The following is a 24,196-nucleotide window of genomic DNA, read 5'->3' as shown; positions in this document are numbered from 1 at the left end:
AAGCCCATGCGAGCAAAAGCCACCCTCAACCGGGAATACACCATCTCGACCGTTGACAAGCGCGTCTATGGTTCCTTCCTGGAACACATGGGGCGGGCGGTTTATACGGGCATCTATGAACCCGGTCATGAGAAGGCCGATGCGGATGGCTTTCGCAGTGACGTCCTCGAAATGGTGCGCGATCTCGACATGCCGATCGTGCGGTATCCCGGCGGCAATTTTGTTTCCGCCTACCGCTGGGAGGATGGCATCGGCCCGCGCGAGGAGCGCCCGGTTCGCCTGGATCTCGCATGGCGCACACGCGAGACCAACCAGGTTGGCGTCAATGAGTTCGCCGACTGGGCGAAGCGCGCCGGGACCGAGATGATGCTGGCGATGAACCTCGGCTCGCGCGGCTTGGACGACGCCCGCAATTTCCTTGAATATTGCAATCATCCCGGCGGGACGTATTGGAGCGACCTGCGCGCCAAGCACGGATACAGGGAGCCGCACAATGTCCGGCTCTGGTGCCTCGGCAACGAGATGGACGGGCCGTGGCAAGTCGGTCACAAGAGCGCGGCCGAGTATGGCCATCTGGCCCACGAAGTGAGCAAGGCCTTCAAATATTTCGACAAGACGCTGGAGACGGTGGTCTGCGGCTCGTCGAATGACAAGATGAAGACCTATCCGGAGTGGGAGGCGACAGTCCTCGATGCGAGCTATGACAGCGTCGACTATATCTCCCTGCACAAATATTTCGGAAATGAAGAGCAAGACACGCTCAACTACTACGCCAAGGCGATCGATCTCGACCGTTACATCGTCACCATCGGCGGCGTCATCGACTATATCAAAGCGAAGAAGCGCTCGAAGCGCGATGTGAAGATCTGCTTTGATGAGTGGAATGTCTGGTACCACGACCGCAAGCAGGATGGCGAGCGCATCGCGAGCTGGGATTGGCCGGAGGCGCCGCCGCTCCTCGAAGAGCTGTATAACCTCGAGGATGCGATCTTCGTCGGTTCGCTGCTCAACGTTTTCATTCGCCGGTCCGACCGGGTGAAGATCGCTTGCATGGCGCAGCTCGTCAACGTGATCGCGCCGATCCTCACCAAGGCCGGCGGGCCGGCCTGGCGCCAATCGATCTATTATCCGCTCCAATATGCCTCGAAATACGGGCGTGGCACGGCACTGAACGTCGTCGCATCCGGCCCGACCTACGACTGTGACGTGGCGCAGGACGTTCCCTATCTTGATCTTTCGGCGGTGCTCCAGGAGGACGGCAAGTCAATTGCGATCTTCGCCATAAACCGCAGCATTGATGAACCGCTCGACCTGACGATCGGTCTGCAGGGCTTCAAGCGAGCCAAGGTCGTTCAGCATCAGATGTTGGAAGGCGAGGACCTGAAGGCGCGCAACTCGGTCGACGATCAAAACCGCATCGTACCCAAGGCGGGAAAAGCACTCGCGGTCGACGATGCCGGCGCGCTCATCGGTACGCTGCCGCCGAGATCCTATCACTTCGTACTGCTTTCCGTTGAGACGGCGTGAATCGGCCGCTGGTCCGGGCGGCTGAGGAGGTCGCCCGTATCATAAACGTGATCGATTCTAACGCGTTAGCGGGAGGCACAATGTCCGGAATCAAGTTGACGGGCGTCAGCAAATCGTTCGGCGCCATGAAAGTGATCCACGATGTCGACATCGAGATCGAGCAGGGGGAGTTCGCCGTGTTCGTCGGCCCTTCCGGATGCGGGAAATCGACGCTTCTGCGCATGATCGCCGGGCTCGAGGAAACGACCGGCGGCGAGATCAGGATCGAAGCCGAGGACGTGACTCGTAAGGAAGCATCGAAGCGCGGTGTGGCGATGGTCTTCCAATCCTATGCCCTCTACCCGCATTTGTCCGTCTTCGACAACATGGCCTTCAGCCTTTCCATCGCCCGCCGGCCGAAGGCCGAAATCGAGACGAAGGTGAAGGCGGCGGCAGAAATCCTGCGGCTGACCGACTATCTGAGCCACAAGCCGAGCCAGCTTTCCGGTGGACAGCGCCAGCGCGTGGCGATCGGTCGGGCCATTGTCCGCGAGCCGCGCGTCTTTCTCTTCGATGAACCACTTTCGAACCTCGACGCGGAACTGCGGGTGAAAATGCGCATGGAGATCGCCCGCCTGCATCGCCAGATCGGTGCGACGATGATTTACGTCACCCACGACCAGGTCGAAGCGATGACGCTTGCCGACAAGATCGTCGTATTGAAGAGCGGCGTGGTTCAGCAGGTCGGCGCTCCTCTCGAGCTTTACCGTAACCCGGACAACATGTTCGTCGCAGGCTTCATCGGCTCGCCGGGAATGAATTTTCTGAGGGGCCGCGTCATGGCGAACGATACGAACAGGCTGACCATCGAACTCGATGACGCGCCGGGAGCTGCCTTCGATATCGACGTGAGAGCGAGGCTTTCCGTCGGGAGCCGGATCTTTGTCGGGGCTCGGCCGGAGCACATCACGCTTGGCGATCGCGAGGGCGGTCTGCCGCTCCAAGCAAGGGCCGAGTTCATCGAGGAACTGGGAGGAACCGGCTACCTGCATGTGCTGACCGCGACAGGCGGAGAAATGACAGTCGAATGCCGCGGTGGGGACCGGCCACATCCCAAACAGGAGGTCCGGCTCAGTCTGGATATAGGCAACATGCTGGCCTTCGATGAGCAGGGCGCGCGGCTGCGTTGATATCTGAAATACGGATATGAAGCGAAAAATGCAGGTTGCTGGCTGAAAATGCCCGCAAGCCGGATGGGAAAAACATCCGGCAGAGAGGGAGTGCGGCGCGATCACATCCGCCGATTCAATGAAGCATCATGCTTGTATCGAGGAGGAGACAGACGTGAAGAAGCTTTTGAAATTAGTCCTTGCGGGTGCACTGGCAGTCCTGCCTTCGGCAGCCGCCTTTGCGCAGACCGACATTACCTGGTGGGACTTCCTGAGCGGCGGCGATGGCGTCCGCATGAAGGCGCTGATCAAGGAGTTCAACGATACCCACCCGGATATCAGGATCAACGCCACGACGCTGGAATGGGGTGTTCCCTTCTACACCAAGGTGCAGACCTCGACGGCCGTCGGCCAGCAGCCGGATATCATGACCTATCACCTGTCGCGCTTCCCGCTGGCGATACCGTCGGGAATTCTTCGGCCGCTGACGACCGAGGAACTGGCGGAAGCGGGCATCAAGAAGGAAAATTATGTCGAGGCGAGCTGGAACTCAGCCTCTTCCGACGGCAAGGTCTACGGCATTCCCTTCGACGTTCACGCCATCGTCCTCTACTACAACAAGAATATCCTCAAGGAGGCGGGCCTGCTCGGCGATGACGGACTGCCGAAAGGCCTCGACGGATTGGACAACTTCAATGCCGCCCTCGACAAGATCAAGGCGACGGGCAAGGTCCAGTATCCGCTCTCGCTGCACACCGACGAAGGCGGCTCCATGTGGCGTGTGTTCTACTCCCTGCTTTCGCAGCAGGGTGGAAAATTCATTGATGGCGAGGAAATTCTGCCCGGCGACGCCGGAGTGAAGGCCCTGACGACAATGGCAAACTGGGTTTCGTCCGGCTACTCGCCGCAACTGATTTCCTACGAAGCCTCGATTGCGCTCTTCACGTCGGGCAAGGCGGCGATGCACATCAACGGCGTCTGGGAAGTGCCGACGATGACGGACCTCGCGAAGAACGGCAATCTCGGCTTCGAATGGGGCGCCATCCAGATTCCGGTGCTGATGGGCCAGCCGGCCACCTGGGCGGACTCCCATGCCTTCGCCGTGCCGAACAGCGACGCCAAGCCGATCACGCCGGAGAAGCTGAAAGCGGTACTCCAGATCATCGCGTGGATGAACGAGCACAGCCTTTCCTGGGCTGACGCTGGTCATATCCCGGCCTTCAGGCCCGTGACCGAGAGCGCCGAGTTCAAAGCAATGCAGCCGAACGCCACCTACGCGAAGCTCGCCGATACGGCCGTGTTCGATCCCGTTTCGCCGCTCGCCGGCGTCGCCGGGCCGATTTACGAGGCGACGCAGAACTTCATCGTGCCGGCGTTGAACGGCCAGCTCGATCCCGAGGAAGCGATCGAGCAAATGCGCGAGGAACTGAAGGGACAGATGTAGCACGACAACGGACCAGCTGGCCTGTTGCCGGCTGGTCCCGCCCCGAAAATGGGAACGGAGGACAGCTGCGGTGTTGACGAGCAAGGGACGGAGCAAGAGGCTGACCGTCATTCTGATGATCGCGCCTTTCGTGATCACCTACCTGACGGTTTTCGCCTATCCCGTCTACAACATGTTCGCCTTGAGCTTCACGAATGCGCCGCTGATTGGCGAAGGCCAGTGGGTCGGCTTCGACAACTATATCAGGTTGCTCAATCAGAAGCTCTTCTACACTTCGGTATGGAACACAGGCTATTTCGTGGTACTGACCGTCGTGCCGAACACGCTGATCGGCCTCGGCCTCGCGCTGATGGTCGTGCGTCTTAGAGGCTGGTTGCAAAGCCTCGTGCTGGTGCTGTTCTTCCTGCCCTACATCCTGCCGGTCTCCGTTGTGACGGAGATCTGGAAATGGGTGCTGGATCAGCAGTTCGGCGTCGCCCAATACGCAATCGAATTTTTCACCGGCAAGCGCATCAGCGTCTTTCGCGATCCGCTATGGGCGATGCCGATGGTGGCGCTGGTCACGGTGTGGTGGACCAACGGCTTCAATCTCCTGCTTTTCATTGCCGGATTGCGCAACATCCCGGCCGACTACTACGAGGCCGCGACACTTGACGGCGCGACGCGCTGGCAGTGCTTTCGCCGGATCACCTGGCCGCTGATCTGGCCCGTCACCGCCCTTGTCCTGACGCTCCAACTGATCCTGCAGCTCAAGATCTTCGACCAGGTGTATCTGATGACGGAGGGCGGACCTTTCAATTCGACCTATGTACTGCTCCAGCTCGTCTACCGAGAGGCGTTCCGCCTCAATCACGGCGGGCTCGGCTCTGCCGTCGCGGTCTTCCTCTTCCTGATCATCGTCACCGTTTCGGTGCTGCAGTACCAGCTTTTGCGCGTAAGGGAGCGCTGATCCATGCAACGGAAATCCATCGGCAACATCCTGCTTTTGGTGCTCACGCTCTGCGTTGCCTGCATGTGGGCCTTCCCGATCTATTGGGCGGTCATCACTTCGGTGAAACCGGAACAGGAAGTTGTCACCAAGACGACGTTCATTCCCGACGTCTTCAATTTCTCGGCCTATTACTTCGCCTTGTTCGAGACCAAGCTCGCTGTCTGGTATGTGAACTCGATCGTCACTTCCATTACCGTCACCGTGGTGGTGATCCTGATCAGCGTGATGTGCGCCTACGCCTTGTCGCAGATTGTCTTTGCGGGGCGCAAACTCCTCTACGGCATCATTCTCGCGAGCTTCATGGTCCCCTCGCAGGCGCTCGTCGTCTCGCAATTCGTGCTGATGCATCGGTTCGGCCTGATCAACAGCTGGGGCGGCATCATCCTGCCGCAGCTCATCATCCCGGTCGTCGTCATCGTCTACAAACAGTTTTTCGATTCCGTGCCGAAAGAGCTCCGGGAGGCGGCGAAGCTGGACGGCTGCGGCGATTTCCAGATCCTTTTCCGGCTCTATCTGCCGCTGAACTGGGGGATCACCACGGCGCTTGCCATCATCACTTACATCATGGCCTGGAATGCCTTCCTTTGGCCCTTCCTCGTGACGAGTTCGGAGGACATGATGACGGTCACCGTCGGCATCACCCAGGTCGGTGATGCCTTCGGGGTAAAATACGCCCGCGACATGGCGGTTGCGATCCTCGCGGCAATGCCGGTGGCGGTCGCCTACCTTCTGTTCCAGAAACGTGTGACGCAGGCGCTGATGCTTTCCTCCGGGATAAAAGGATGATTGCGCGATCGGGAGCGGCTGGATCGCCGCTCTCGTCAAGGAAAACAATGCGACAAATGGCTGAAATGCGTGATATCTGCAGGTCAGCCAGCGCCCAAGCCGGAGTTTCAGTAGCAGAGAATGGAGACGAAGCTTTTAACCGTGGATCCAATCAAGGATGTCGAGGTCGTGCAGGCGCTCGGCTCCGCCACGCGCATCGAAATTCTCAATCTCTTGCGCCTCAAGGGACCATTGAACGTCAACGACATTGCCGGCCATATGGGCATGCCGCAATCGACTGTCGCGACAAACCTCAAATCGCTGGAAAAGGCCGGGTTGATCCAGACGCATACGATGAAAGCCTCGAAGGGCAATCAGAAGATCTGTTCCAGCATCTACGGCGAAATCCTGATCCGGTTCGACAACCGCACCAATCTTTCGCCCGACATCGTCACCGTCAGCATGCCGATCGGCCTCTTTACCGAATTCGAGGTCGAGGCGCCGTGCGGCCTTTGTTCGGTCAACAACGTCATTGGCATGCTCGACGTTCAGGAGGTCTTCCTCGATCCGCAGCGCATGCAGGCAGCGCTTCTCTGGTTCACGCGGGGTTATGTCGAATACAAATTCCCCAACAACGCCAAGGTCAGCGGCCGCCCGATCCGCAAGATCGAATTCTCGGCTGAGTTGAGTTCCGAGACACCGGCGACCAACGCCAATTGGCCGTCCGATATCTCCATCTGGATCAACGGCATCAAAGCTGGCTACTGGACATCGCCGGGCGACTTCGGCGATCGCCGGGGGATCTATTCACCGGCCTGGTGGAAGCTCAGCGGCTCGCAATACGGCAAGCTCAAGACCTGGACCATCGACGACCGGGGAACCTGGATCGACGGCGCCATGGTGTCGACGCAGACCATCGCTTCGCTCGGAATTCAGGACCATCACTCGATCCGATTTCGCATCGGCATCGACGAGAAGGCCGAAAATCCCGGCGGCTTGAACATATTCGGCAAGGGCTTTGGCGACTTCGACCAGGACCTCGTCATGACCATTCACTTTTGAGGCTGTGGTCGGAGGCGATGTTTGATGGGTCGGCCGAAGCGAGCCTCTTCTTGAATGCTCGCGGCTAGATCATTGTTCATTGAAACAGTGAAATGACCTAACTCATTTGAAATGACACAATTCCGGACGGAAAACCGTTACACACTTTTCCTGGAAATTGCTTTAGAGAACGCGGCCGCGCGCGACGACTGGCCAGATCGCCTTCGCCTTATTGCCCTCGACGATATGAACCGCATCGACCATGTTTGTCACCACGCAGGCGTGGTTAGGGACGATGCGTAGCTGGTCGCCGACCTTCAGATTGATCGGCCCGTCCGAGACGAGCCTGCCGTGTTCTTCCGAAAGCTGGTCGATCCTGATGTCGTCGCGTTCCAGCACATGGCCGTAGCCGGAAAGACCGAGAAGGTCGGAGGTCAGGACCTTGCTGCCGGCATCGATGATCGCCCTGTTTTCGGCGGGAACCGAGACGACGGTCGCAAGCACCGTCAGCGCGCAATCGTCCCACGTCGCCACGCCGCGGGCGACTAGCGAGCGATCGTTGTAGATGTAGGTTCCTGGACGGTGTTCGGTCGCGACGGACGCACCAGCCGCCTCCATCATGCTCGGGGTGCCGCCGGAGGTGATCGTCGGAACGTCGATGCCGTTCGCTTCGATCAGCCGCTTCGCCTCGCTCATGAAGGCTTGCACGCGCTCAGTTCCTCCGACGGGCGGATAGGTCATCAGTCCGCCGAACTGCAATCCGGGTGCATCGGCTATGTGTCGAGCGAGGCTCGCAGCCTCGGCCGGCGTCGCCACGCCGCAGCGATCGGCGCCCGTGTTGCATTCGACAAGTACGGTCAGCGGTTTGTCTTCGCGGGCGAAACGGGTCGACAGGCCGTCGATAACCGTCGAGTTGTCGACGACCACGCTGAGCGTGACGCGTTTGTTGAGCTTGGCGAGGCGCGCGTGCTTCTCCGTTCCAAGGATATTGTAGGTGATCAGCACGTCCTTGATCTGCGCGCTGCCCTCGACCATTGCCTCCGCCTCGGTGACCTTCTGGCAGGTGATGCCGATCGCTCCGGCTTCGAGCTGCAGCTCGGCCATCTGCGGAAGCTTGTGCGTCTTGATATGCGGCCGCACCCGAATGCCGTGGCGATCCGCGTAGTCCTGGAACGCGCGGATGTTCCGGCGGGCGATCTCGATGTCGACCAGCACCGCAGGCGTTTCGATCGGCAGGGTCATATGGTTGGCTTCCTCTCTCAGACAACGGCGGATGTGCGGCAAATTTAGCCGATCCGCCTTGACAAGTTATGACCCAAGGCATTTCATGGGTCAATCCAGTATTAAGGACGCATGTCCACTATATTGGATATCAGGAAAATCACCGGGAACTGACAAAGGGGAGATCTCCGATGATCAAGACATTTCATGCGACTGCGGGCCTCATAATCGCCACGCTGGCAGCGGCGCCGGCCTCCGCGCAGCAGCCGACAAGCAAACTCGACGAAGTACTTGCGCGCGGCCATCTGGTGCTCGGTACCGGCAGCACGAATGCGCCCTGGCACTTCAAAAGCGCCGACGACAAGCTGCAGGGCTTCGACGTCGATATGGGCCGCATTATTGCCAAGGCGCTGTTCGGGGATCCGGAGAAGATCGAATTCGTCAATCAGTCGTCGGATGCCCGCATTCCGAACATCACTACCAACAAGGTCGACATCACCTGCCAATTCATGACGGTCACGGGCGAGCGCGCCCAGCAGATCGCCTTCACCATTCCTTATTATCGCGAAGGCGTGGGCCTGATGCTGAAGGCGGACGGCAAGTATGCCGACTACAAGGCGCTCAAGGAGGCTGGTTCCTCGGTCACGATATCGGTGCTGCAGAACGTCTATGCCGAGGATATGGTCCACGCCGCCCTGCCGGAGGCAACGGTCGATCAGTACGAATCTGTTGACCTGATCTACCAGGCGCTTGAATCGGGACGTGCCGATGCTGCCGCCACCGACCAGTCCTCGCTTGCCTGGTACATGACCCAGAATCCCGAGCGCTATAAGGATGCCGGTTATGGCTGGAATCCGCAGACCTACGCCTGTGGCGTCAAGCGCGGCGACCAAGACTGGTTGAACTTCGTCAACACGGCACTGCACGAGGCGATGACAGGTGTCGAATTCGACTTCTATGCCAAGTCCTTTAAGACCTGGTTCGGCGAGGATCTGACCGCACCGCAGATCGGTTTCCCGGTCGAATACAAATGAACCCTTCGCCGAGGCAGCCCACCAGCGGGGCTGCCTCTCGCCCTGCTTTCAACAATGGCTGGCGCGCATGACTTACTCACTGAACTTCGCGGCCGTCTGGCGCTCGTTCGACCTTCTTCTGGAAGGACTTGCGCTCAGTCTCGGCCTCGCCTTCGCCGCAATCCTTGCCGGTTGCGTGATCGGATTGATTGTGGCTTTCGGGCTCGTTTCCAGGACTGTCGCGTTGCGCAAACCTGCCGGACTCTATGTCACGATCATCCGCAACACGCCGATCCTCGTCCTCGTTCTCTTCAGCTACTTCGCTCTTCCGGAACTTGGTGTCCGCCTCGGCAAGATCGAAAGCTTTGTGTTGACGCTGGCGATCTACTCCGGCGCCTATCTTGCCGAGGTGTTCCGTGGCGGCCTCATCGCCGTGCCGCCTGGTCAGCGCGAGGCGGGTCTTGCGATTGGGCTGACGGAGATGCAGATCCGCACCTCGATCATCATACCCTTGATGCTGCGCAACGTCTTGCCGTCGCTCGGCAGCACCATGATCTCGCTTTTCAAGGATACCTCGCTCGCCGCGGCGATCGCCGTACCGGAACTCACGTTCGAGGCACGCAAGATCAATGTCGAGACCTTTCGGGTCATCGAGACCTGGATCGTGGCGAGCTGCCTCTATGTCGCAACTTGTTCACTCCTTGCCGCGCTGATGCGTGCCGTCGAGCGGCGTCTGGCCGTTCCGAGGTGACCGTCATGGATTTCGCATTTCTCGATCAGCTCTGGCTTGCCCGCCTGCCGCTCATCAAGGGGCTCGGCGTGTCGATTTCCATATCCTTCCTGTCGATCGCGGTCGGCACTTTGCTCGGCATTTTCGTCGGGCTGGCGCTGACCTATGGCTACAAGCCGGTGCAATGGCTGGTGCGCGGCTATACCGACTTCATTCGCGGCACGCCGGTTCTGGTACTGGTGCTGGCGAGTTATTACGTTCTGAGCACTGTCGGCATTGAACTCGGACCGTTCCAGGCGGGCATCCTTGCGCTCGCAGTCTTCTGCAGTTCGCATGTTGGCGAGCTGGTGCGCGGCGCATTGCAGTCGATTCCCAAGGGACAGACGGAGGCCGCAAAAGCGATTGGGCTCACGTTCTCGCAGACCTTCGCTTATGTGCTTGGCCCCCAGGCATTGCGCCAGGCGCTGCCTGCCTGGGTCAATACGGCAGCCGAGATGGTCAAGGCGTCGACGCTGCTCTCGATCATCGGCGTCGCCGAATTGCTGCTGCGTACGCAGGAGTTGATCTCCCGCACTTTCATGAGCCTCGAATTCTATTTCTTCGCGGGCTTTCTCTATTTCGTCATCAACTACAGCATCGAGCGCTTCGGTCGCTATGTCGAGCGCAAGACCGCTGTTCCGTCGTGAGGCTTCTCATCCGATGACCAACAATCTTCTTGAAATCCGCGACCTTCACAAGCGCTACGGCACGGTCGAAGTGCTGAAGGGCGTCGACTGCACCATGCGGCAGGGTGAGGTGATCAGCATCATCGGCTCGAGCGGCTCCGGCAAAACGACAATGCTTCGCTGCATCAACATGCTGGAGGAGTTCCAGGGCGGGACGATCAGCATCGACGGCCAGGAAATCGGCTATGAGATGGTGAACGGCGTCCGCCGCCGCAAGCGGGAGAAGGATATCGCACGCCAACGCGCACTCACCGGCATGGCCTTTCAGCAGTTCAACCTTTTCCCGCATATGACTGCCGCCGGCAACGTCGCGCTCGGCCTCGTCAAGGTCAAGAAGATGAGCCGCGACGAGGCGAAGGCGATCGCGGAAAAGTGGCTTGACCGCGTCGGGCTGCTGTCGCGCAAGGATCATTATCCTGGTCAGCTTTCCGGCGGCCAGCAGCAGCGCGTAGCAATCGCTCGCGCCATCGCGATGAACCCAAAGCTGATGCTCTTCGACGAGGTCACTTCGGCGCTCGACCCGGAGTTGGTTAACGAAGTGCTGCAAGTGATCAAGGGGCTCGCCGAGGACGGGATGAGCATGCTGCTCGTCACCCATGAGATGCGCTTCGCCTACGAGGTTTCGTCGCGGGTAATCTTCATGAATCAGGGCCGCATCGGCGAAGAAGGCAATCCGCGCGAGATGTTCCTGAAACCGAAGACCGAGCGACTGACAGATTTTCTGAAAACGTCATCGTTCAACTGAAGGACCGGTTCAACTGGAGACCGATAAATCGAAATGCAGAATTGGAGTGAAGTGCTGTGACGATTAAACGTTATGGAACGGGCGAAACCGGTGCGGGAAAGCAGGCTTTGCCATTTGCGCGCGCCGTCGAGGCAAACGGTTGGCTATACGTCTCGGGACAGGTCGCGATGGAGGCCGGTGAGATCATCGATGGCGGCATCATAGCCGAAAGCCGCAAGGCGATCGAAAACATGATCGCGATCCTGCATGAGGCGGGCTACGGCGTTGAAGACGTCGTGCGTGTCGGCGTCTGGCTCGATGACCCGCGCGACTTCTGGAGCTTTAATGGGATCTACGCGCAATACTTCGGTGAGAACCCGCCGGCACGCGCCTGCGTACAGTCACGCATGATGGTCGACTGCAAGGTCGAAGTTGACTGCGTCGCCTACAAGGCTAAATGAGGTGAACTTGGCGTCGGGTTTGCGGAGCAGGTGAAGTGAGTGCGGATTCTGCCCGCATGCTTTCACTCGTGCGCCGGGACCCGCAGGAGAATGGCTATGGCTGATGCGGTAGATACGGTCACCCGGAGGGCGCGAGGTCTCGACCGGGCATTCGAAATCCTCGACTTTTTGCGCCTGCAACGTCAGCCCCAGCGCCCGAACGAAATCGCCCAGGGCATCGGCGCGCCGCGTTCTTCCGTCTACGAGCTCGTTAACCTGCTGATCCGGCAGGGCGTGATCGAGTATCGGGGCGAAGATGGCCGTGTCTTTCTCGGGCGCAAGCTCTATTTCCTCGGTGCGGCCTACGCCGAACAATTCGATCTTATGCGCGAGTGCGAACATCTGTTGGCGAGGATCGCCGAGGAGACGCGGGAGACCGCGCAGATGTGCCAACTGGAAGGCAACAAATATGCGGTCGTTCTGATGAACGAGGGAAGCCGCCCCTTCCGCATCTCCACCAATATCGGCGAGCCGGTCGCCATTCCGTGGACCGCGTCCGGTCGTCTGCTGGTCGACCACATGAGCGACGAGCAGATACTGGATTTCATTCCCGCCGAGGATTTCATGCTGCCGACGGGCAAGCGCCTCGATCCGTCCGATTTCATCCGCCAGGTCCGGGAAGCCAAGAAGGACGGCTATTTCACGTTCAACAGCATCGTCGACAGCTTTACCCATTGTTTTGCCGTGCCGGTGTACGACGCTGAAGGAATTTGCATCGCGACGCTCTGCCTCGTCGCTCCCAAGGAAGACGGGTTGCGCAATCGTGATGCTTACCTTCGCGTACTGATCGATGCGGCGGCCGAACTTTCCGAGAAGCTTGGCTATAGGCAGGACGGACCGCCGGTTCGGACAGCAGCCCGGGCAGCCACCGGCTATTGAAGTCCAGGTTCGTAGCAGAACTGCTCATTATTGCCGACGGTCTCGGCGGTTCTCACGCCGTCAGCAACGAGCGCCCCGTTTCGGGATTGAACAGATGCAGCGCCGCCTCATCGAAGGAGAAGAACTGCTCCGATCCGGCGCTGAGACGCGTGCGCGGCGGGAGGCAGGCGGTGATCGTCTGTCCGCCGAGCTTTGCCGTCGTGACCAGCTCCGGCCCTGTCAGTTCCATGACCTCGACGTGCGCCTTGATGCGGACGCCTGGTGCATCGGGACTTGCGAGCCGCAGCGCCTCCGGCCGTATGCCGATCTTGACGCCCCGGCCCGTCGGCGCAGTGCTCGCGAAATCCGCCGGCAGCGGAAGCGTCTCCTCGGAGCCGACAAGCCTGAGAGCGCTCCCGACAACTTCCGCGTCGAGGATATTCATCGGCGGTGAACCGACGAAGCCGGCGACATAAAGCGTCGCTGGCCGGTCGTAGATTTCCTCCGGCGTGCCGAGCTGTTCGATGCGGCCGTCGCGCATCACGGCAATGCGGGTCGCAAGCGTCATCGCCTCGATCTGGTCGTGGGTCACGTAGACGATGGTGGTCTTCAGCATCTGATGCAGCCGCTTCAGCTCGGTGCGCATCTCCATGCGCAGCTTGGCGTCGAGATTCGACAGCGGCTCGTCGAAAAGAAAGACCTGCGGATTGCGCACCAGCGCCCGGCCGATCGCAACGCGTTGGCGTTGGCCGCCGGAAAGCTGACTCGGCTTGCGATCGAGAAGATTTTCGATCTGGAGCAGGCGGGCGGTCTCGCGCACGGCCTTCTCGCGCTCCGGCGCCGGTACCTTGCGCATTTCGAGGCCGAAGCCGATGTTGCGTGCAACGCTCATGTTCGGATAGAGCGCATAGGACTGGAACACCATGGCGATGTCGCGATCCTTGGGGTGCAAGCCCATGATCGAGCGCTCGCCGATGCGGATGTCGCCGCCGCTCGGCTCGGCAAGTCCGGCGATGATGTTCAAGAGGGTAGATTTGCCGCAGCCGGACGAGCCGAGCAGCACCAGGAACTCGCCGCTTTCAAGCGCAATGTCGATGCCCTTCAGCGTTTCCACCTCACCATAGCGCTTGTGGATGTTGCGGATCTCGAGTGCGCTCATTTCCTGGTCTCCTGGAGGAAGGCCGAAAGGGGCTTGCCGTAGCTGCGCGGCAGCGTGGAGATGGCTTCGGAAGCGATCGTGACGCCAACTAGCAGGCATTCTTCGAGCGGCAAATCGGCGGCAAGCGCGGCCAGGAAGCCGGCATTGAAGACATCGCCGGCGCCGATGGTGTCGACGACGTCAACGCGCGGTGCAGGAACCGAAAATTGCGCACCGGTCTCGTCGAGGGCAAGCGCGCCGTAAGGTCCGCGCTTGACGACGACGATCGCCTCGGCCGGCATCCGTTCCTTCAGGTGCCGCGCGGCTTCGCCCGGGTCAGTCTCTCCGGTCAAGGTCGTCGTCTCGGCTTCGTTGAAGAGGGCGCAATGGCAGCGCTTCAGCCAATCGAGCGTCCTGCGCTTGTTCGCCTCGGTCCAACCGTCGAGCGGCCAGCCGGTGTCGAGCGCAACCGCGATGCCATGCGCATCCGCCCAGTCGAAAAACTCGTCATAGGCGAGCGTCAGGGCGTCGGTCAGGAACGAGCCCGCGAGCAACACATAGCCGCCGCGAAGACGCTCGCCGTCAAGCATCGTGCGAACCTCGTCGAAGCTGAAGAGCGGCAGATGGCCGCGCGTGGTGAAAAACGTGCGCTCGCCGTCCGGATGGGTGATGCCGACCGAGAGCGTGGTGCCCACGGCTTCCACCGGCCAGCCCTTAGAGCGAGCGCCGAAGGCCTCCTTCAGCCAGGTGCCGAACTGGTCGTTGCCGACGTTCGCGGCGATCGCGTAGTCCACACCGAGCGAATCCCAGGCAAGCGCGCTGTTGCCGGCGCAGCCGCCGACACGCAACTCGTCATGATCGACGATGATTTCCGTGCCGGCCTTCGGCCACGGCTCGGCCGGACCGAGGATCAGGTCGATGTTGACGTTGCCGATGACTGCAAGCGGGCGCATGTCCTTACTCGCTCCGGGTGATCTTGGTGGAGCGCACCGGTGTACCGACATTGTCTACGCGGGCATCGGCAAGGGCGAGCATGAGCGACTGCGCGACTGGCAGCATGGCGAAAATGGCCGCCATGCCTGCGGCGCGCCCGAAGTGGATCGTCACGACCCCATCGACCGGCGGTTCGCCGGACGCATCGAAGACGATCACGGGCGAACCTGCTTCGGCTGCGGAGTTCGCCAAGGCGGCGACCAGGTCTGCCGTCGGATCAGCAGCGCGGAAGAGCACGACCCCGACATTCGGCCCGAGCATTTCCATGGGACCGTGGCGGAGTTGTCCGCCTTCGAGCGAGAAGCAGGGCAGGCGTGACAGTTCGGTGAGCCCAAGCGCGATCGCCTCGGCGAGACCCTGCAGCCGGCGGCCGGAGGTGACCACGGCGCGCACATCGGCGAGCGCAGTCAGAGCATCGTCGATTGCGGGCGCTTCGGGCTCGCGAAGGGCGTGAAGCGCATCGGCCGGATCTTCACCGAGTGCGGCGAGTACTGCGAGATGCAGCGCGAAACTGATCGTCAGACTGCGGGTTGCGGCGAACGCCTGCTCGGTGCCGCCAGCGCCGATAAGCGATGGTGTCGAACGCGCCAGGAAGGAATTGCCTTCCAGCGTCAGGCCGAACGTATCCGGCGTGCCGCCATTGTTCTCTCTGAACCAGCGCAGCACCTCGGCGCTTTCGCCCGACTGGGAGGTGATCAGGACGGTTTTTCCTTCAATAGGTAATGGCTGGCCGAGCTGCTCGGAGAGCGGCAGCGCCACGGCCTCGATGCCGAGCGCCCGATAGAGGGGCTCGACGGCACGGCCGACGGCATGAGAGCCGCCCATGCCAATGAGGAGGAGGCGGCCTGTCGATTTCAGTGACGCGGCAATTTTCTGCGCGAGGGCGGCCGATCCTTCGTGGGAAGCGATGGCATCGGCGTGCTGACGTTCCATCTCCTTGTCGATCGCGATGAGCCCGGCGGGGCGCTCCTTGGAAGCCTTCATGATCATCCTTTGACGCCGCCGCTTGTAAGCCCCGAAATCAGGGCACGTTGCATGACGAGACCGATCAGCACCGGGGGCAGGGCGGCAAGCACACCGGCGGTTGCGATCAATCCGTAGTCGGAGACACGGCCGCCGGCGAGATCCGCAATGGCGACAGTGAGGGTCTTGGCGCGCAGGTCGGAGGTGAAGAGTAGCGCGTAGAAGAATTCGTCCCAGGCGAGCAAGAAGGCGAAGAGGGCGGAGGTCGCCATGACAGGGGCGGCAAGCGGCAGTGTCAGCAGCCGCAGGATCTGGTCGAGCCGTGCGCCGTCGATCATTGCGGCGCTTTCGATTTCCCTGGGTATGGAATCGAAGCCCGATTTCAGCAGCCAGGTGGTGAACGGCGCAAGGATAGTGAGATAGACGAGCGCCAGCCCGAAGACGGAGTTGAGCAAGCCGAAATAGGCAAGCCCCATGTAGAGCGGTACCGCGAGCGCGACGGGTGGCAGCATATAGGTGGCGATCACCGCATAGAGCGACCAGGAGACCGTCGGTGTGCGCGAAACCGCCCAGGCGGAGGGAATGGCGACGGCGATTGCCGCTAGCGTCGCCATGCCGGCGACTTTCAGGCTGTTGAGCAGTGAGGCGACGAAGGCGGCGCCGGCGCTGTTCTCGATCGTTGAAAGCAGGGTGCGGTAGCGCGAAAGATCGATCTCGTCCGGCCACCAGTTGAGGGGCTTGGCCGAAAGGTCGGCGGCCGACGAGATGCTCATGACGAAGAGCCAGCCGATCGGCGCCAGGATGACGATCGCAAGCAGGAGTGCGCACGCATAGACGAAAGCGGTGAAGATCGGATTCCGGCGTTCCATCATGACGCTCCCGCGGCCTTGCGAAGCAGCGCCGCATAGGCGACCGCAAGAATGGTCACGAGCAGAGTGACGATCAAGGCCAGTGACGCGCCGGAACCTGCTCGCTGGAAGGAAAAGGCCTCCTGATAGACGAGGATCGAGAGCGTGCGCGTGCTGTTCGCCGGCCCGCCGCGGGTCATCACCCAGATAATGTCGAAGACCTTGAAGGCCTCGATCGTGCGCAGTACCAGCGCCACCAGGAGGGGCCCAGCGAGATAGGGCATGATCACGTAGCGGAAGCGGTTGAATGGGCCTGCGCCGTCGACAAGTGCTGCCGCGTTGATGTCGCGGGGGACGGCCTGCAAGGCGGCGAGCGCGATCAGCGCCACCAGCGGGAAATTCTTCCAGCAATCTGCGACAATCAGCGCGATGAGCGCCGAACCCGGCTCGCCGAGCCAGGAGCGGTAGCTGTCGAGCAGGCCAAGTTGGGTGAGCGCAGCGTTGAGGGCGCCATATTCGGGATTGTAGATCAGCCGCCAGAGCGTGGCGTTGACCACCGTCGGCAAGGCCCAGGGCAGGATCATCAGGGCTCTGAGTGCTGTCCGCCCGCGAAACTGCTGGTTAAGCAGGAGCGCGGCGAGCACGCCCAGCACCATTTCGGCGGCGACGGACACGACAGCGAACCAGGTGGTCGTCATCAGCGCCCGCTGGAAGTTCGACCCGCCAAGCATTCTTGCGTAGTTGTCGACGCCGACGAAACCGCCTGCGGTGCCGACGAGCTTCGCATCGGTGAAGGAGAGCCGCACCGTATCGACCAATGGCCAGCCGATGACAGCGATCATGACCACGAGCAGCGGCAGCATCAAAAGCCACGCACGCGTTGTTATCCAGGTACCGGGCATCGGATGGAGACTCTTGCGGCCGTCAGGGCCGTTTCATGCGATTCATTGTGACTCGGCCATGCCGAGGATTCGAAGAAGCTGCGGCTTCGACTACGTTCCGAGCGGCGCGGCTGCCCGGAACGTAATCTCGCATTGTTAGAGGCCGCTGTTCTCGGCAGCCGTCTTCAAGGCGTCTTCGGCTGAGGTCTGGCCGAGCAGCGCCTCCTGGATGGCCTGCTGCAGGGCAGTCGAAAGCTCCTGATATTTCGGCGTCGTCGGGCGCGGATACATCGCCGCGAGGCCAAGCTTGGCCGCTGCGATCAATTCTTCCTGGCCCTTCGTCACGCTGGCGTCCTCGTAGGACGAGGCCCAGATCGGCAGGCTGAGCTTCGCATAGGCGTTCTGCGTCTGCTGCGAGGTCATGTGGACGATGTATTTCCATGCCTCTTCCGGATGCTGGCTGGTCGAGGTGATGCCGAGGCCCATCGAGCCGTTGACGGCCGAAACCTCGCTCTTGCCGGCGACGCCCGGAGCCGGCACGACGCCGACCTTGCCGGCCACCTTGCTTTCCTTGGGGTCGTTGGCAAGGTTGTACATATAGGTCCAGTTGAGCGCGAAGGCCGCCTCGCCGTTCTGGAACACCTTGCGCACATCCTCCTCAAGGAACTCCTTGGAATTCGGGTTGGTGAGACCGGAGGTGTAACTCGAAACCATGTAGTTCAGCGCATCAAGTCCGCCGCCAGTCGTGAAGGCCGGCTTGCCGCCTTCGATGAACTTGCCGCCATAGGCGCTCACCAGCGTCGTGTAGTCGCAGATCGCAGCTTCCGCCTGCGACCAGCTCCAGGCGATCGGGTTCTGGAGCAGTCCCTTGTCCTTGATCGTCTTTGCCTGCTCGGCAAGTTCGTCCCAGGTCTTCGGCGGCGCGGTGATGCCGGCCTTTTCCAGGATTTCCTTGTTGTAGAAGAGATATTTGGTGTCGAGGATCCACGGCATGCCATAGCGCTTGCCGTCATATTCGACCGTGGTCCACGCGCCCGGCAGGACACCGTTCTTCATCTCGTCGGTGATGCGGTCGGTGACATCGACGAGCACCTTGTTGGTGACGTATTCGGCCGGCCAGATGACGTCGAACAGGACGACGTCATAACCGCCGCCGGAACCCTGCGCCAGCACCGTCTTGTCGTGCAGCCCTTCATAGGGGACGAATTCGAGATTGACCTTCACGTCCGGATTGGCCTTGGTGAAGGCCTCGGTCATGGCGCGAACATCGGCTTCGCTATAGGCGGCCTGAGCCATGAACAACGCGTTCAGCGTCGTTTCCGCGTGAGCCTGGCTGCTGAAGGATATTCCGACAAGAGCGGCGCCGACGAGCGCGTTGCGTGTCGATTTCAACATTGTTGCCTCCAATAATCGATCGTTTCAGTTCCCGGCGCTGCTTGCGAGCACGCCGGAGCGGGAAATCCGCCGCGACTTGCGGCGACGTCGACAAATCAATCGGAGCGTTTGCGACAGCATAGCACCGTCGCCTTCGTTCCCCTGAGGTTCTTGCGACCTCCTATTAAGTCAATTGTCTTGACTTATTTCTTCGCCAATATTCTAACAGTGTCAAGCGGGATTTGTGGATGAACGAGATGCGCCCCATCCGGGCCAAGAGCGGGACCAATCAGGAGGGGACCAGCGCGCACAACCGCCGCGTGATGATCGATGCGCTGCGGCTGAACGGGCAGCTGTCGCGGGCCGATCTTGCGCGGGCGACGGCACTCACCAAGCAGACCGTTTCGAATATTATCGAGGAGCTCGAAAGCGACGGCCTGGTGGCGTCTCTCGCCGCCGTCCGCAAGGGCCGCGGGCAGCCGTCGACCCCCTATCGGTTGGTTCCCGAAGGCGCCTTCGCGATCGGCCTGCAGATCGACCGGCACGTCACCCGCACGATCGCCGTCGATCTGGTCGGCTCCGTGCTCGCGCGGGGCGAGGCGAACCTGCCTGCGGGCGGTCCGGAAAAAGGCGTCGGCACCATTTTGGATTTGATCGCCAGAACGCGTCACGACCTGGCGGAGATCGCGCCGCAATCCAGGGACCGATTCGTCGGCCTCGGCATTGCGATGCCCGGCCCCTTCGGCATTGACGCAGACGCCGACGATCCCTGGATGATGGCGGCCTGGCAGAACTTTCCTCTGTTGGAAACACTATCGGCAGGTACGGGTCTCGACGTGCGTTTGCAGAACGATGCGGCGGCCGCAGCGACTGCCGAAAAGATGGTCGGCGCGGCGCACGGGCTCGATCAGGCGATCTGCATCTATCTTGGCTACGGCCTGGGGGCCGGATTGATCCTCAACGGTGAGCTCTATCGCGGCGCCAACGGCAATGCCGGCGAGATCGGCATGATCTTGAGCCAGCCGCGCGTGGCCGGCGTGAAGCGTGCCCCGCTCGAGCACCGCGTTTCCATTGCATCGCTCAGCAGGATCCTCGGTCTCGATCCCGCCGATCCGGATCTCTATCGCCGGATCGACGAGATCGCAGGGGGGCCGGACGCACGCGTCACCGCCTGGGTCGAGGATGCGGCATTCGAGCTTCAAGCCGCCGTCCAGACGCTGGAGAGCATTTTCGATCCGCAAACCGTCATCCTCTGCGGCGGCATGCCATCCGGTCTCGCCCGGCTGCTGATGGAGGCCATCCACCCGTTGCTGCCTTCGATCGCCGAGCATCGCGCACGCAGCATGCCGCGCCTGCAGCTGGGCTTCACGGACCCCTGGGCTGTGGCCATCGGTGCTGCCGCGGAGCCGATCAGCCGGACTTTCGATCCTCGTTTTTCCGCGATCCTGAAGACGGGAACGGCGGGCGCTGTTTGGCTGCCGCAGGACGACGCCTAGTGTCGCGCCCAACTTGCGAAAAGGAGGATTGCTATTGTTACTTGAAATATTAGCAATATGGCGCTTAAATGCGGCCAAGTCGGCGGGACAAAGTTTAGCTGCTGCACCCATTATTTGATTGCGCCTGCAACCGTTTGGCGGCGGCGACCTTTTTTTATCGCATACAAGAATTTTTATTATTTAAAATCAGAGGGATTGCGATATGTCTCTTCCCCATCTTCGGCGGCTTGAAGCCGAAGCAATTCATGTTATCCGAGAAGTCGTTGCAACGTTTTCCAACCCGGTTGTGCTTTATTCCATTGGCAAGGACTCCTCGGTCTTGCTGCACCTGGCGATGAAGGCGTTCTATCCGGCCAAACCGCCTTTTCCCTTTCTCCATGTGGACACCAGATGGAAGTTCCGGGAGATGATCGAGTTTCGTGACCGGATGGCGCGGCAACTCGGCTTCAACCTTCTGGTGCACGTCAATCAGGACGGGATCGATCAGGGCATCGGGCCGTTCACGCACGGGTCCAATGTCCATACCCATGTCATGAAGACGATGGCGCTCAGGCAGGCGCTGGAGAAATACGGGTTCGACGCGGCCCTCGCGGGAGCGCGACGCGACGAGGAGAAGTCACGGGCCAAGGAGCGCGTCTTTTCCATCCGCAGCGCCCAGCACGGCTGGGACCCGAAGCGCCAGCGTCCCGAGATGTGGAAGACCTACAACACACGGGTCGGCCAGGGCGAGACGATGCGGGTCTTCCCGCTTTCCAATTGGACCGAATTTGACATCTGGCAATACATCCTGCGCGAGAACATTCCGATCGTGCCGCTCTATTTTGCGGCCCGGCGGCCTGTCGTGCGGCGCGACGGCATGCTGATCATGGTGGATGACGACCGCATGCCGATCCAGCCTGGCGAGGAGGTCGCGGAGCGCCTGGTGCGCTTCCGCACGCTCGGCTGCTATCCGCTGACCGGGGCGGTCGAATCCGAGGCTGCCACGCTTCCGGACATATTGCGGGAAATGTTGACGGTGCGCACATCCGAACGGCAGAGTCGCCTGATCGACACGGACGAGGTCGGGGCGATGGAGAAAAAGAAGCGGGAGGGGTACTTCTGATGTCGTATCTTCAAACCATGCCGCCGCATGACATCGAGGCGCATCTGGCCGAGCACGACAACAAGTCGATCCTGAGATTCATCACTTGCGGCTCTGTCGACGATGGCAAGTCGACCCTGATCGGACGCTTGCTTTACGACGCGAAGCTGATCTTTGAGGATCAGTTGGCAAATCTCGGCCGCGTCGGCAGCCCGGGCGCCGCCAACGGGAAGGAGATCGATCTGGCCCTGCTTCTCGATGGGCTCGAGGCCGAACGTGAACAGGGCATCACCATCGACGTCGCCTACCGCTATTTCGCCACGTCGAAGCGCAAGTTCATCGTCGCCGATACGCCCGGCCACGAGGAATATACGCGCAACATGGTGACCGGCGCTTCGACCGCGGATCTCGCCATCATCCTGATCGACAGCCGCCAGGGCATTCTCCAGCAGACACGGCGCCATTCATATATCGCCTCGCTGCTCGGCATCCGGCATGTCGTGCTGGCGGTCAACAAGATCGACCTGGTCGACTTCCGCCAGCAGGTATTCGACGACATCGTCGAAGACTACCTGGTCTTTGCCAAGGAACTCGGCTTTACCAGTATCCGGCCGATCCCGATTTCCGCCCGTTACGGCGACAATGTCATCTCGGCTTCCGCGAACACGCCCTGGTACAAGGGGCCGGCCCTGCTTGATTACCTGGAGACGGTTGAACTCGACCCGATCGATCGGGAGAAGCCGTTCCGTTTTCCGGTCCAACTGGTCATGCGGCCGAACGCGGATTTCCGCGGCTATGCCGGACAGGTTGCGTCCGGCAGGATCTCGGTCGGCGATCCGGTGGTCGTCGCGAAATCCGGGCAACGCTCGTCGGTCAAGGCGATCGTCACGTATGACGGCAACCTCGAGACGGCGGGGGAGGGCGAGGCGGTAACGCTCATGCTTTCGGATGAGGTCGACGCCTCGCGCGGCAACATGCTCGTCGCCCCCGGCTCGCGGCCCTTCGTGGCGGACCAGTTCCAGGCGCATGTTATCTGGTTCGACGCCAATGCGATGATGCCAGGGCGCAGCTATATCCTCAGGACCGAGACGGACAGTGTCAGCGCGACGGTCACGACGCTCAAGCACCAGGTCAACATCAACAGCTTCATTCGCGAGGCGGCGAAGTCGCTGCAGATGAACGAAGTGGGCGTCTGCAATATCTCGACGCAGACGCCGATCGCCTTCGACGCCTACAAGGACAACCGGGCGACAGGCAATTTCATCTTCGTCGACCGGGTGACGAACGCCACCGTCGGCGCCGGCATGATCGACTTCCCGCTGCGTCGCGCCGACAACGTCCATTGGCATGCGCTCGACGTGAACAAGGGCGCGCGCAGCGCGATGAAGAACCAGCGGCCTGCCGTGCTTTGGTTCACAGGCCTTTCCGGCTCCGGCAAATCGACGATTGCGAACACGCTGGACCGGATCCTGCATGCGCGCGGCAAGCACACCTATCTGCTCGACGGCGACAATGTGCGCCACGGGCTCAATCGGGACCTCGGCTTTACCGAAGAGGATCGCGTCGAGAACATCCGCCGCGTGGCCGAGGTCGCCAAGCTCATGGCCGACGCCGGCCTGATCGTGCTCGTATCCTTCATTTCTCCGTTCCGCGACGAGCGGCGCATGGCGCGAGAACTGATGGACGAGCGCGAGTTCATCGAGATATTCGTCGATACGCCGCTCGACGAGTGCGCGCGTCGCGATCCGAAAGGGCTCTATGAGAAGGCGCTCGCCGGCAAGATTGCGAACTTCACCGGGGTGTCCTCGCCCTATGAGGCCCCGGAGAACCCGGAATTGCATCTGCGGACGGTCGGCCATGAGCCGATCGATCTGGCGCTTGAGATCGAAGAATTCCTCGACCGGCTGATGGAGGACAAATGACCCCCCTTTGCGAAGTGCTTGAACGCATTGCGCTCGACGCCGGAGCGGCGATTCTCGATGTTTATGACGCCGGCCCCAATGTTTCCTACAAGGACGACCAGTCGCCCGTCACCGAGGCGGACGAACGAGCCGAGGCCATCATCCTCGACAGGCTGGCGGTCGCCTTTCCGCACATTCCCGTCGTCGCCGAAGAGGCGGTGGCGTCGGGTCGCGTTCCCGACATCGGCAGCGGTTGCTTCTTTCTGGTCGATCCGCTGGACGGGACGAAGGAATTCATCAACCGACGCAGCGACTTCACCGTTAACATCGCGCTCATCGAGGGGAATGTGCCGATCGCCGGCATCGTCTATGCGCCCGCGCAACGCTGCGCCTATGTCGCCGATGGAGGCCGGGCGGAAAAGCTCTTCCTGGATCATTGGTTCAAGATTGAGCAGAGGCAAGCGGTACGCGCGCGGATGCGAGGGGCAGCCCTGACGGCCGTCGCCAGCCGCTCGCACAACAGTTCCGAGACCGAGGCATTTCTTGTCGGCCAAGGTGTCACGGACTACACCTCGGTCGGTTCGTCACTGAAATTCTGTCTGCTCGCCGAGGGCAAGGCCGACGTCTATCCGCGCTTCGGCCGAACGATGGAGTGGGACACGGCGGCCGGCGACGCGGTGCTGCAGGCCGCCGGCGGATCGGTGGTGCGGCTGGATGGCTCGCGCCTACTCTATGGCAAGACGAGGCAGCACGGCGACAGCGACTTTGCAAACCCGCATTTCATCGCCTGGGCGGACATGTCTGCGATGGCACTCGTCCAATGCTGAATGGCTG

The 24,196-nt window shown here is 61.1% G+C and carries 23 protein-coding genes; 16 read left to right on the top strand and 7 right to left on the bottom strand.

The window, feature by feature from the left end; translation table 11 throughout:
- Positions 1–6 precede the first annotated feature (6 nt).
- The 6 genes from QN219_RS18195 to QN219_RS18170 all read left to right on the top strand — a co-directional run bounded on the left by QN219_RS18195 (position 7) and on the right by QN219_RS18170 (position 6,937).
- Positions 7–1,527, top strand: a complete 1,521-nt coding sequence (locus QN219_RS18195; RefSeq protein ID WP_284001219.1) for an alpha-N-arabinofuranosidase — start codon at positions 7–9, stop codon at positions 1,525–1,527.
- A gap of 80 nt (positions 1,528–1,607) precedes the next feature.
- A complete protein-coding gene (locus tag QN219_RS18190) occupies positions 1,608–2,696 on the top strand; it encodes an ABC transporter ATP-binding protein (RefSeq protein ID WP_284001218.1) in 1,089 nt (362 codons plus the stop codon).
- A gap of 154 nt (positions 2,697–2,850) precedes the next feature.
- Positions 2,851–4,119: an ABC transporter substrate-binding protein gene (locus QN219_RS18185; RefSeq protein WP_284001216.1), complete on the top strand. Its 1,269-nt coding sequence runs from the start codon at positions 2,851–2,853 to the stop codon at positions 4,117–4,119.
- Positions 4,120–4,192: 73 nt separating this feature from the next.
- Positions 4,193–5,068 (top strand): sugar ABC transporter permease, encoded by an 876-nt coding sequence (locus QN219_RS18180; protein WP_284001382.1) that lies wholly within the window; start codon positions 4,193–4,195, stop codon positions 5,066–5,068.
- A 3-nt stretch (positions 5,069–5,071) separates the two neighbouring features.
- Positions 5,072–5,896, top strand: a complete 825-nt coding sequence (locus tag QN219_RS18175) for a carbohydrate ABC transporter permease (RefSeq protein WP_284001215.1) — start codon at positions 5,072–5,074, stop codon at positions 5,894–5,896.
- A 120-nt stretch (positions 5,897–6,016) separates the two neighbouring features.
- Complete coding sequence (locus QN219_RS18170; RefSeq protein ID WP_284001214.1) at positions 6,017–6,937, top strand: transcriptional regulator; 921 nt, start codon at positions 6,017–6,019, stop codon at positions 6,935–6,937.
- A gap of 162 nt (positions 6,938–7,099) precedes the next feature.
- Here QN219_RS18170 and QN219_RS18165 read toward each other — a convergent pair whose 3' ends face one another.
- Positions 7,100–8,158: a D-TA family PLP-dependent enzyme gene (locus QN219_RS18165; RefSeq protein ID WP_284001212.1), complete on the bottom strand. Its 1,059-nt coding sequence runs from the start codon at positions 8,156–8,158 to the stop codon at positions 7,100–7,102.
- A gap of 170 nt (positions 8,159–8,328) precedes the next feature.
- Between QN219_RS18165 and QN219_RS18160 the strand changes: the two genes are divergently transcribed.
- The 6 genes from QN219_RS18160 to QN219_RS18135 all read left to right on the top strand — a co-directional run bounded on the left by QN219_RS18160 (position 8,329) and on the right by QN219_RS18135 (position 12,708).
- Complete coding sequence (locus QN219_RS18160; RefSeq protein WP_284001210.1) at positions 8,329–9,171, top strand: transporter substrate-binding domain-containing protein; 843 nt, start codon at positions 8,329–8,331, stop codon at positions 9,169–9,171.
- Between the two features lie 67 nt (positions 9,172–9,238).
- Positions 9,239–9,901, top strand: a complete 663-nt coding sequence (locus tag QN219_RS18155) for an amino acid ABC transporter permease (RefSeq protein ID WP_284001208.1) — start codon at positions 9,239–9,241, stop codon at positions 9,899–9,901.
- Between the two features lie 5 nt (positions 9,902–9,906).
- On the top strand, positions 9,907–10,566 hold the full coding sequence (locus QN219_RS18150) for an amino acid ABC transporter permease (protein WP_284001206.1): 660 nt from the start codon (positions 9,907–9,909) through the stop codon (positions 10,564–10,566).
- Positions 10,567–10,579: 13 nt separating this feature from the next.
- On the top strand, positions 10,580–11,350 hold the full coding sequence (locus QN219_RS18145; protein WP_269285935.1) for an amino acid ABC transporter ATP-binding protein: 771 nt from the start codon (positions 10,580–10,582) through the stop codon (positions 11,348–11,350).
- Positions 11,351–11,406: 56 nt separating this feature from the next.
- Positions 11,407–11,790, top strand: a complete 384-nt coding sequence (locus tag QN219_RS18140; protein ID WP_136506210.1) for a RidA family protein — start codon at positions 11,407–11,409, stop codon at positions 11,788–11,790.
- Positions 11,791–11,886: 96 nt separating this feature from the next.
- Positions 11,887–12,708, top strand: coding sequence for an IclR family transcriptional regulator (locus tag QN219_RS18135; protein ID WP_284001201.1), 822 nt, complete (start codon positions 11,887–11,889; stop codon positions 12,706–12,708).
- Between the two features lie 52 nt (positions 12,709–12,760).
- Here QN219_RS18135 and QN219_RS18130 read toward each other — a convergent pair whose 3' ends face one another.
- From QN219_RS18130 to QN219_RS18105, 6 genes are all read right to left on the bottom strand, one after another.
- Positions 12,761–13,846, bottom strand: coding sequence for a sn-glycerol-3-phosphate ABC transporter ATP-binding protein UgpC (locus QN219_RS18130; RefSeq protein ID WP_284001199.1), 1,086 nt, complete (start codon positions 13,844–13,846; stop codon positions 12,761–12,763).
- Complete coding sequence (locus tag QN219_RS18125; RefSeq protein ID WP_284001197.1) at positions 13,843–14,778, bottom strand: PfkB family carbohydrate kinase; 936 nt, start codon at positions 14,776–14,778, stop codon at positions 13,843–13,845. Before QN219_RS18125 ends, QN219_RS18130 begins: the two co-directional genes overlap by 4 nt.
- Positions 14,779–14,782: 4 nt before the next feature.
- A complete protein-coding gene (locus QN219_RS18120; protein ID WP_284001194.1) occupies positions 14,783–15,808 on the bottom strand; it encodes an SIS domain-containing protein in 1,026 nt (341 codons plus the stop codon).
- Positions 15,805–16,650, bottom strand: coding sequence for a carbohydrate ABC transporter permease (locus QN219_RS18115; RefSeq protein ID WP_284001192.1), 846 nt, complete (start codon positions 16,648–16,650; stop codon positions 15,805–15,807). The genes QN219_RS18120 and QN219_RS18115 overlap by 4 nt, the downstream gene beginning before the upstream one ends.
- Complete coding sequence (locus tag QN219_RS18110) at positions 16,650–17,531, bottom strand: sugar ABC transporter permease (RefSeq protein WP_284001190.1); 882 nt, start codon at positions 17,529–17,531, stop codon at positions 16,650–16,652. The genes QN219_RS18115 and QN219_RS18110 overlap by 1 nt, the downstream gene beginning before the upstream one ends.
- A 135-nt stretch (positions 17,532–17,666) precedes the next feature.
- Positions 17,667–18,905, bottom strand: a complete 1,239-nt coding sequence (locus QN219_RS18105; protein WP_284001188.1) for an extracellular solute-binding protein — start codon at positions 18,903–18,905, stop codon at positions 17,667–17,669.
- A gap of 227 nt (positions 18,906–19,132) precedes the next feature.
- Between QN219_RS18105 and QN219_RS18100 the strand changes: the two genes are divergently transcribed.
- The 4 genes from QN219_RS18100 (at position 19,133) to cysQ (ending at position 24,189) form a co-directional block, all read left to right on the top strand.
- Positions 19,133–20,380, top strand: coding sequence for an ROK family transcriptional regulator (locus tag QN219_RS18100; RefSeq protein WP_284001187.1), 1,248 nt, complete (start codon positions 19,133–19,135; stop codon positions 20,378–20,380).
- A 202-nt stretch (positions 20,381–20,582) separates the two neighbouring features.
- The gene (cysD, locus tag QN219_RS18095; RefSeq protein WP_269285924.1) at positions 20,583–21,482 is read left to right on the top strand and encodes a sulfate adenylyltransferase subunit CysD; all 900 of its coding nucleotides are present in this window, start codon (positions 20,583–20,585) and stop codon (positions 21,480–21,482) included.
- Positions 21,482–23,383, top strand: coding sequence for a sulfate adenylyltransferase subunit CysN (cysN, locus tag QN219_RS18090; protein ID WP_284001185.1), 1,902 nt, complete (start codon positions 21,482–21,484; stop codon positions 23,381–23,383). Before cysD ends, cysN begins: the two co-directional genes overlap by 1 nt.
- Positions 23,380–24,189: a 3'(2'),5'-bisphosphate nucleotidase CysQ gene (cysQ, locus tag QN219_RS18085; protein WP_284001184.1), complete on the top strand. Its 810-nt coding sequence runs from the start codon at positions 23,380–23,382 to the stop codon at positions 24,187–24,189. The genes cysN and cysQ overlap by 4 nt, the downstream gene beginning before the upstream one ends.
- Positions 24,190–24,196 lie beyond the last annotated feature (7 nt).

Origin of the sequence: Sinorhizobium sp. 8-89 (assembly GCF_030124325.1) — a bacterium.
Classification (GTDB): domain Bacteria; phylum Pseudomonadota; class Alphaproteobacteria; order Rhizobiales; family Rhizobiaceae; genus Sinorhizobium.
The sequence above is the reverse complement of the archived record's forward strand: the minus strand, read 5'-3'. Positions and strand labels throughout refer to the sequence as shown.

Excerpts from the sequence above, each read along its gene's own strand:
- cysD (WP_269285924.1), top strand. The coding sequence starts at position 20,583 with ATGTCTCTTCCCCATCTTCGGCGGCTTGAAGCCGAAGCAATTCATGTT.
- cysN (WP_284001185.1), top strand. The coding sequence starts at position 21,482 with ATGTCGTATCTTCAAACCATGCCGCCGCATGACATCGAGGCGCATCTG.
- QN219_RS18155 (WP_284001208.1), top strand. The coding sequence starts at position 9,239 with ATGACTTACTCACTGAACTTCGCGGCCGTCTGGCGCTCGTTCGACCTT.
- QN219_RS18170 (WP_284001214.1), top strand. The coding sequence starts at position 6,017 with ATGGAGACGAAGCTTTTAACCGTGGATCCAATCAAGGATGTCGAGGTC.
- QN219_RS18105 (WP_284001188.1), bottom strand. The coding sequence starts at position 18,905 with ATGTTGAAATCGACACGCAACGCGCTCGTCGGCGCCGCTCTTGTCGGA.
- QN219_RS18110 (WP_284001190.1), bottom strand. The coding sequence starts at position 17,531 with ATGCCCGGTACCTGGATAACAACGCGTGCGTGGCTTTTGATGCTGCCG.
- QN219_RS18115 (WP_284001192.1), bottom strand. The coding sequence starts at position 16,650 with ATGGAACGCCGGAATCCGATCTTCACCGCTTTCGTCTATGCGTGCGCA.
- QN219_RS18100 (WP_284001187.1), top strand. The coding sequence starts at position 19,133 with ATGAACGAGATGCGCCCCATCCGGGCCAAGAGCGGGACCAATCAGGAG.
- QN219_RS18130 (WP_284001199.1), bottom strand. The coding sequence starts at position 13,846 with ATGAGCGCACTCGAGATCCGCAACATCCACAAGCGCTATGGTGAGGTG.
- QN219_RS18160 (WP_284001210.1), top strand. The coding sequence starts at position 8,329 with ATGATCAAGACATTTCATGCGACTGCGGGCCTCATAATCGCCACGCTG.
- QN219_RS18165 (WP_284001212.1), bottom strand. The coding sequence starts at position 8,158 with ATGACCCTGCCGATCGAAACGCCTGCGGTGCTGGTCGACATCGAGATC.
- QN219_RS18120 (WP_284001194.1), bottom strand. The coding sequence starts at position 15,808 with ATGATCATGAAGGCTTCCAAGGAGCGCCCCGCCGGGCTCATCGCGATC.
- cysQ (WP_284001184.1), top strand. The coding sequence starts at position 23,380 with ATGACCCCCCTTTGCGAAGTGCTTGAACGCATTGCGCTCGACGCCGGA.
- QN219_RS18195 (WP_284001219.1), top strand. The coding sequence starts at position 7 with ATGCGAGCAAAAGCCACCCTCAACCGGGAATACACCATCTCGACCGTT.
- QN219_RS18175 (WP_284001215.1), top strand. The coding sequence starts at position 5,072 with ATGCAACGGAAATCCATCGGCAACATCCTGCTTTTGGTGCTCACGCTC.
- QN219_RS18190 (WP_284001218.1), top strand. The coding sequence starts at position 1,608 with ATGTCCGGAATCAAGTTGACGGGCGTCAGCAAATCGTTCGGCGCCATG.
- QN219_RS18135 (WP_284001201.1), top strand. The coding sequence starts at position 11,887 with ATGGCTGATGCGGTAGATACGGTCACCCGGAGGGCGCGAGGTCTCGAC.
- QN219_RS18145 (WP_269285935.1), top strand. The coding sequence starts at position 10,580 with ATGACCAACAATCTTCTTGAAATCCGCGACCTTCACAAGCGCTACGGC.
- QN219_RS18125 (WP_284001197.1), bottom strand. The coding sequence starts at position 14,778 with ATGCGCCCGCTTGCAGTCATCGGCAACGTCAACATCGACCTGATCCTC.
- QN219_RS18150 (WP_284001206.1), top strand. The coding sequence starts at position 9,907 with ATGGATTTCGCATTTCTCGATCAGCTCTGGCTTGCCCGCCTGCCGCTC.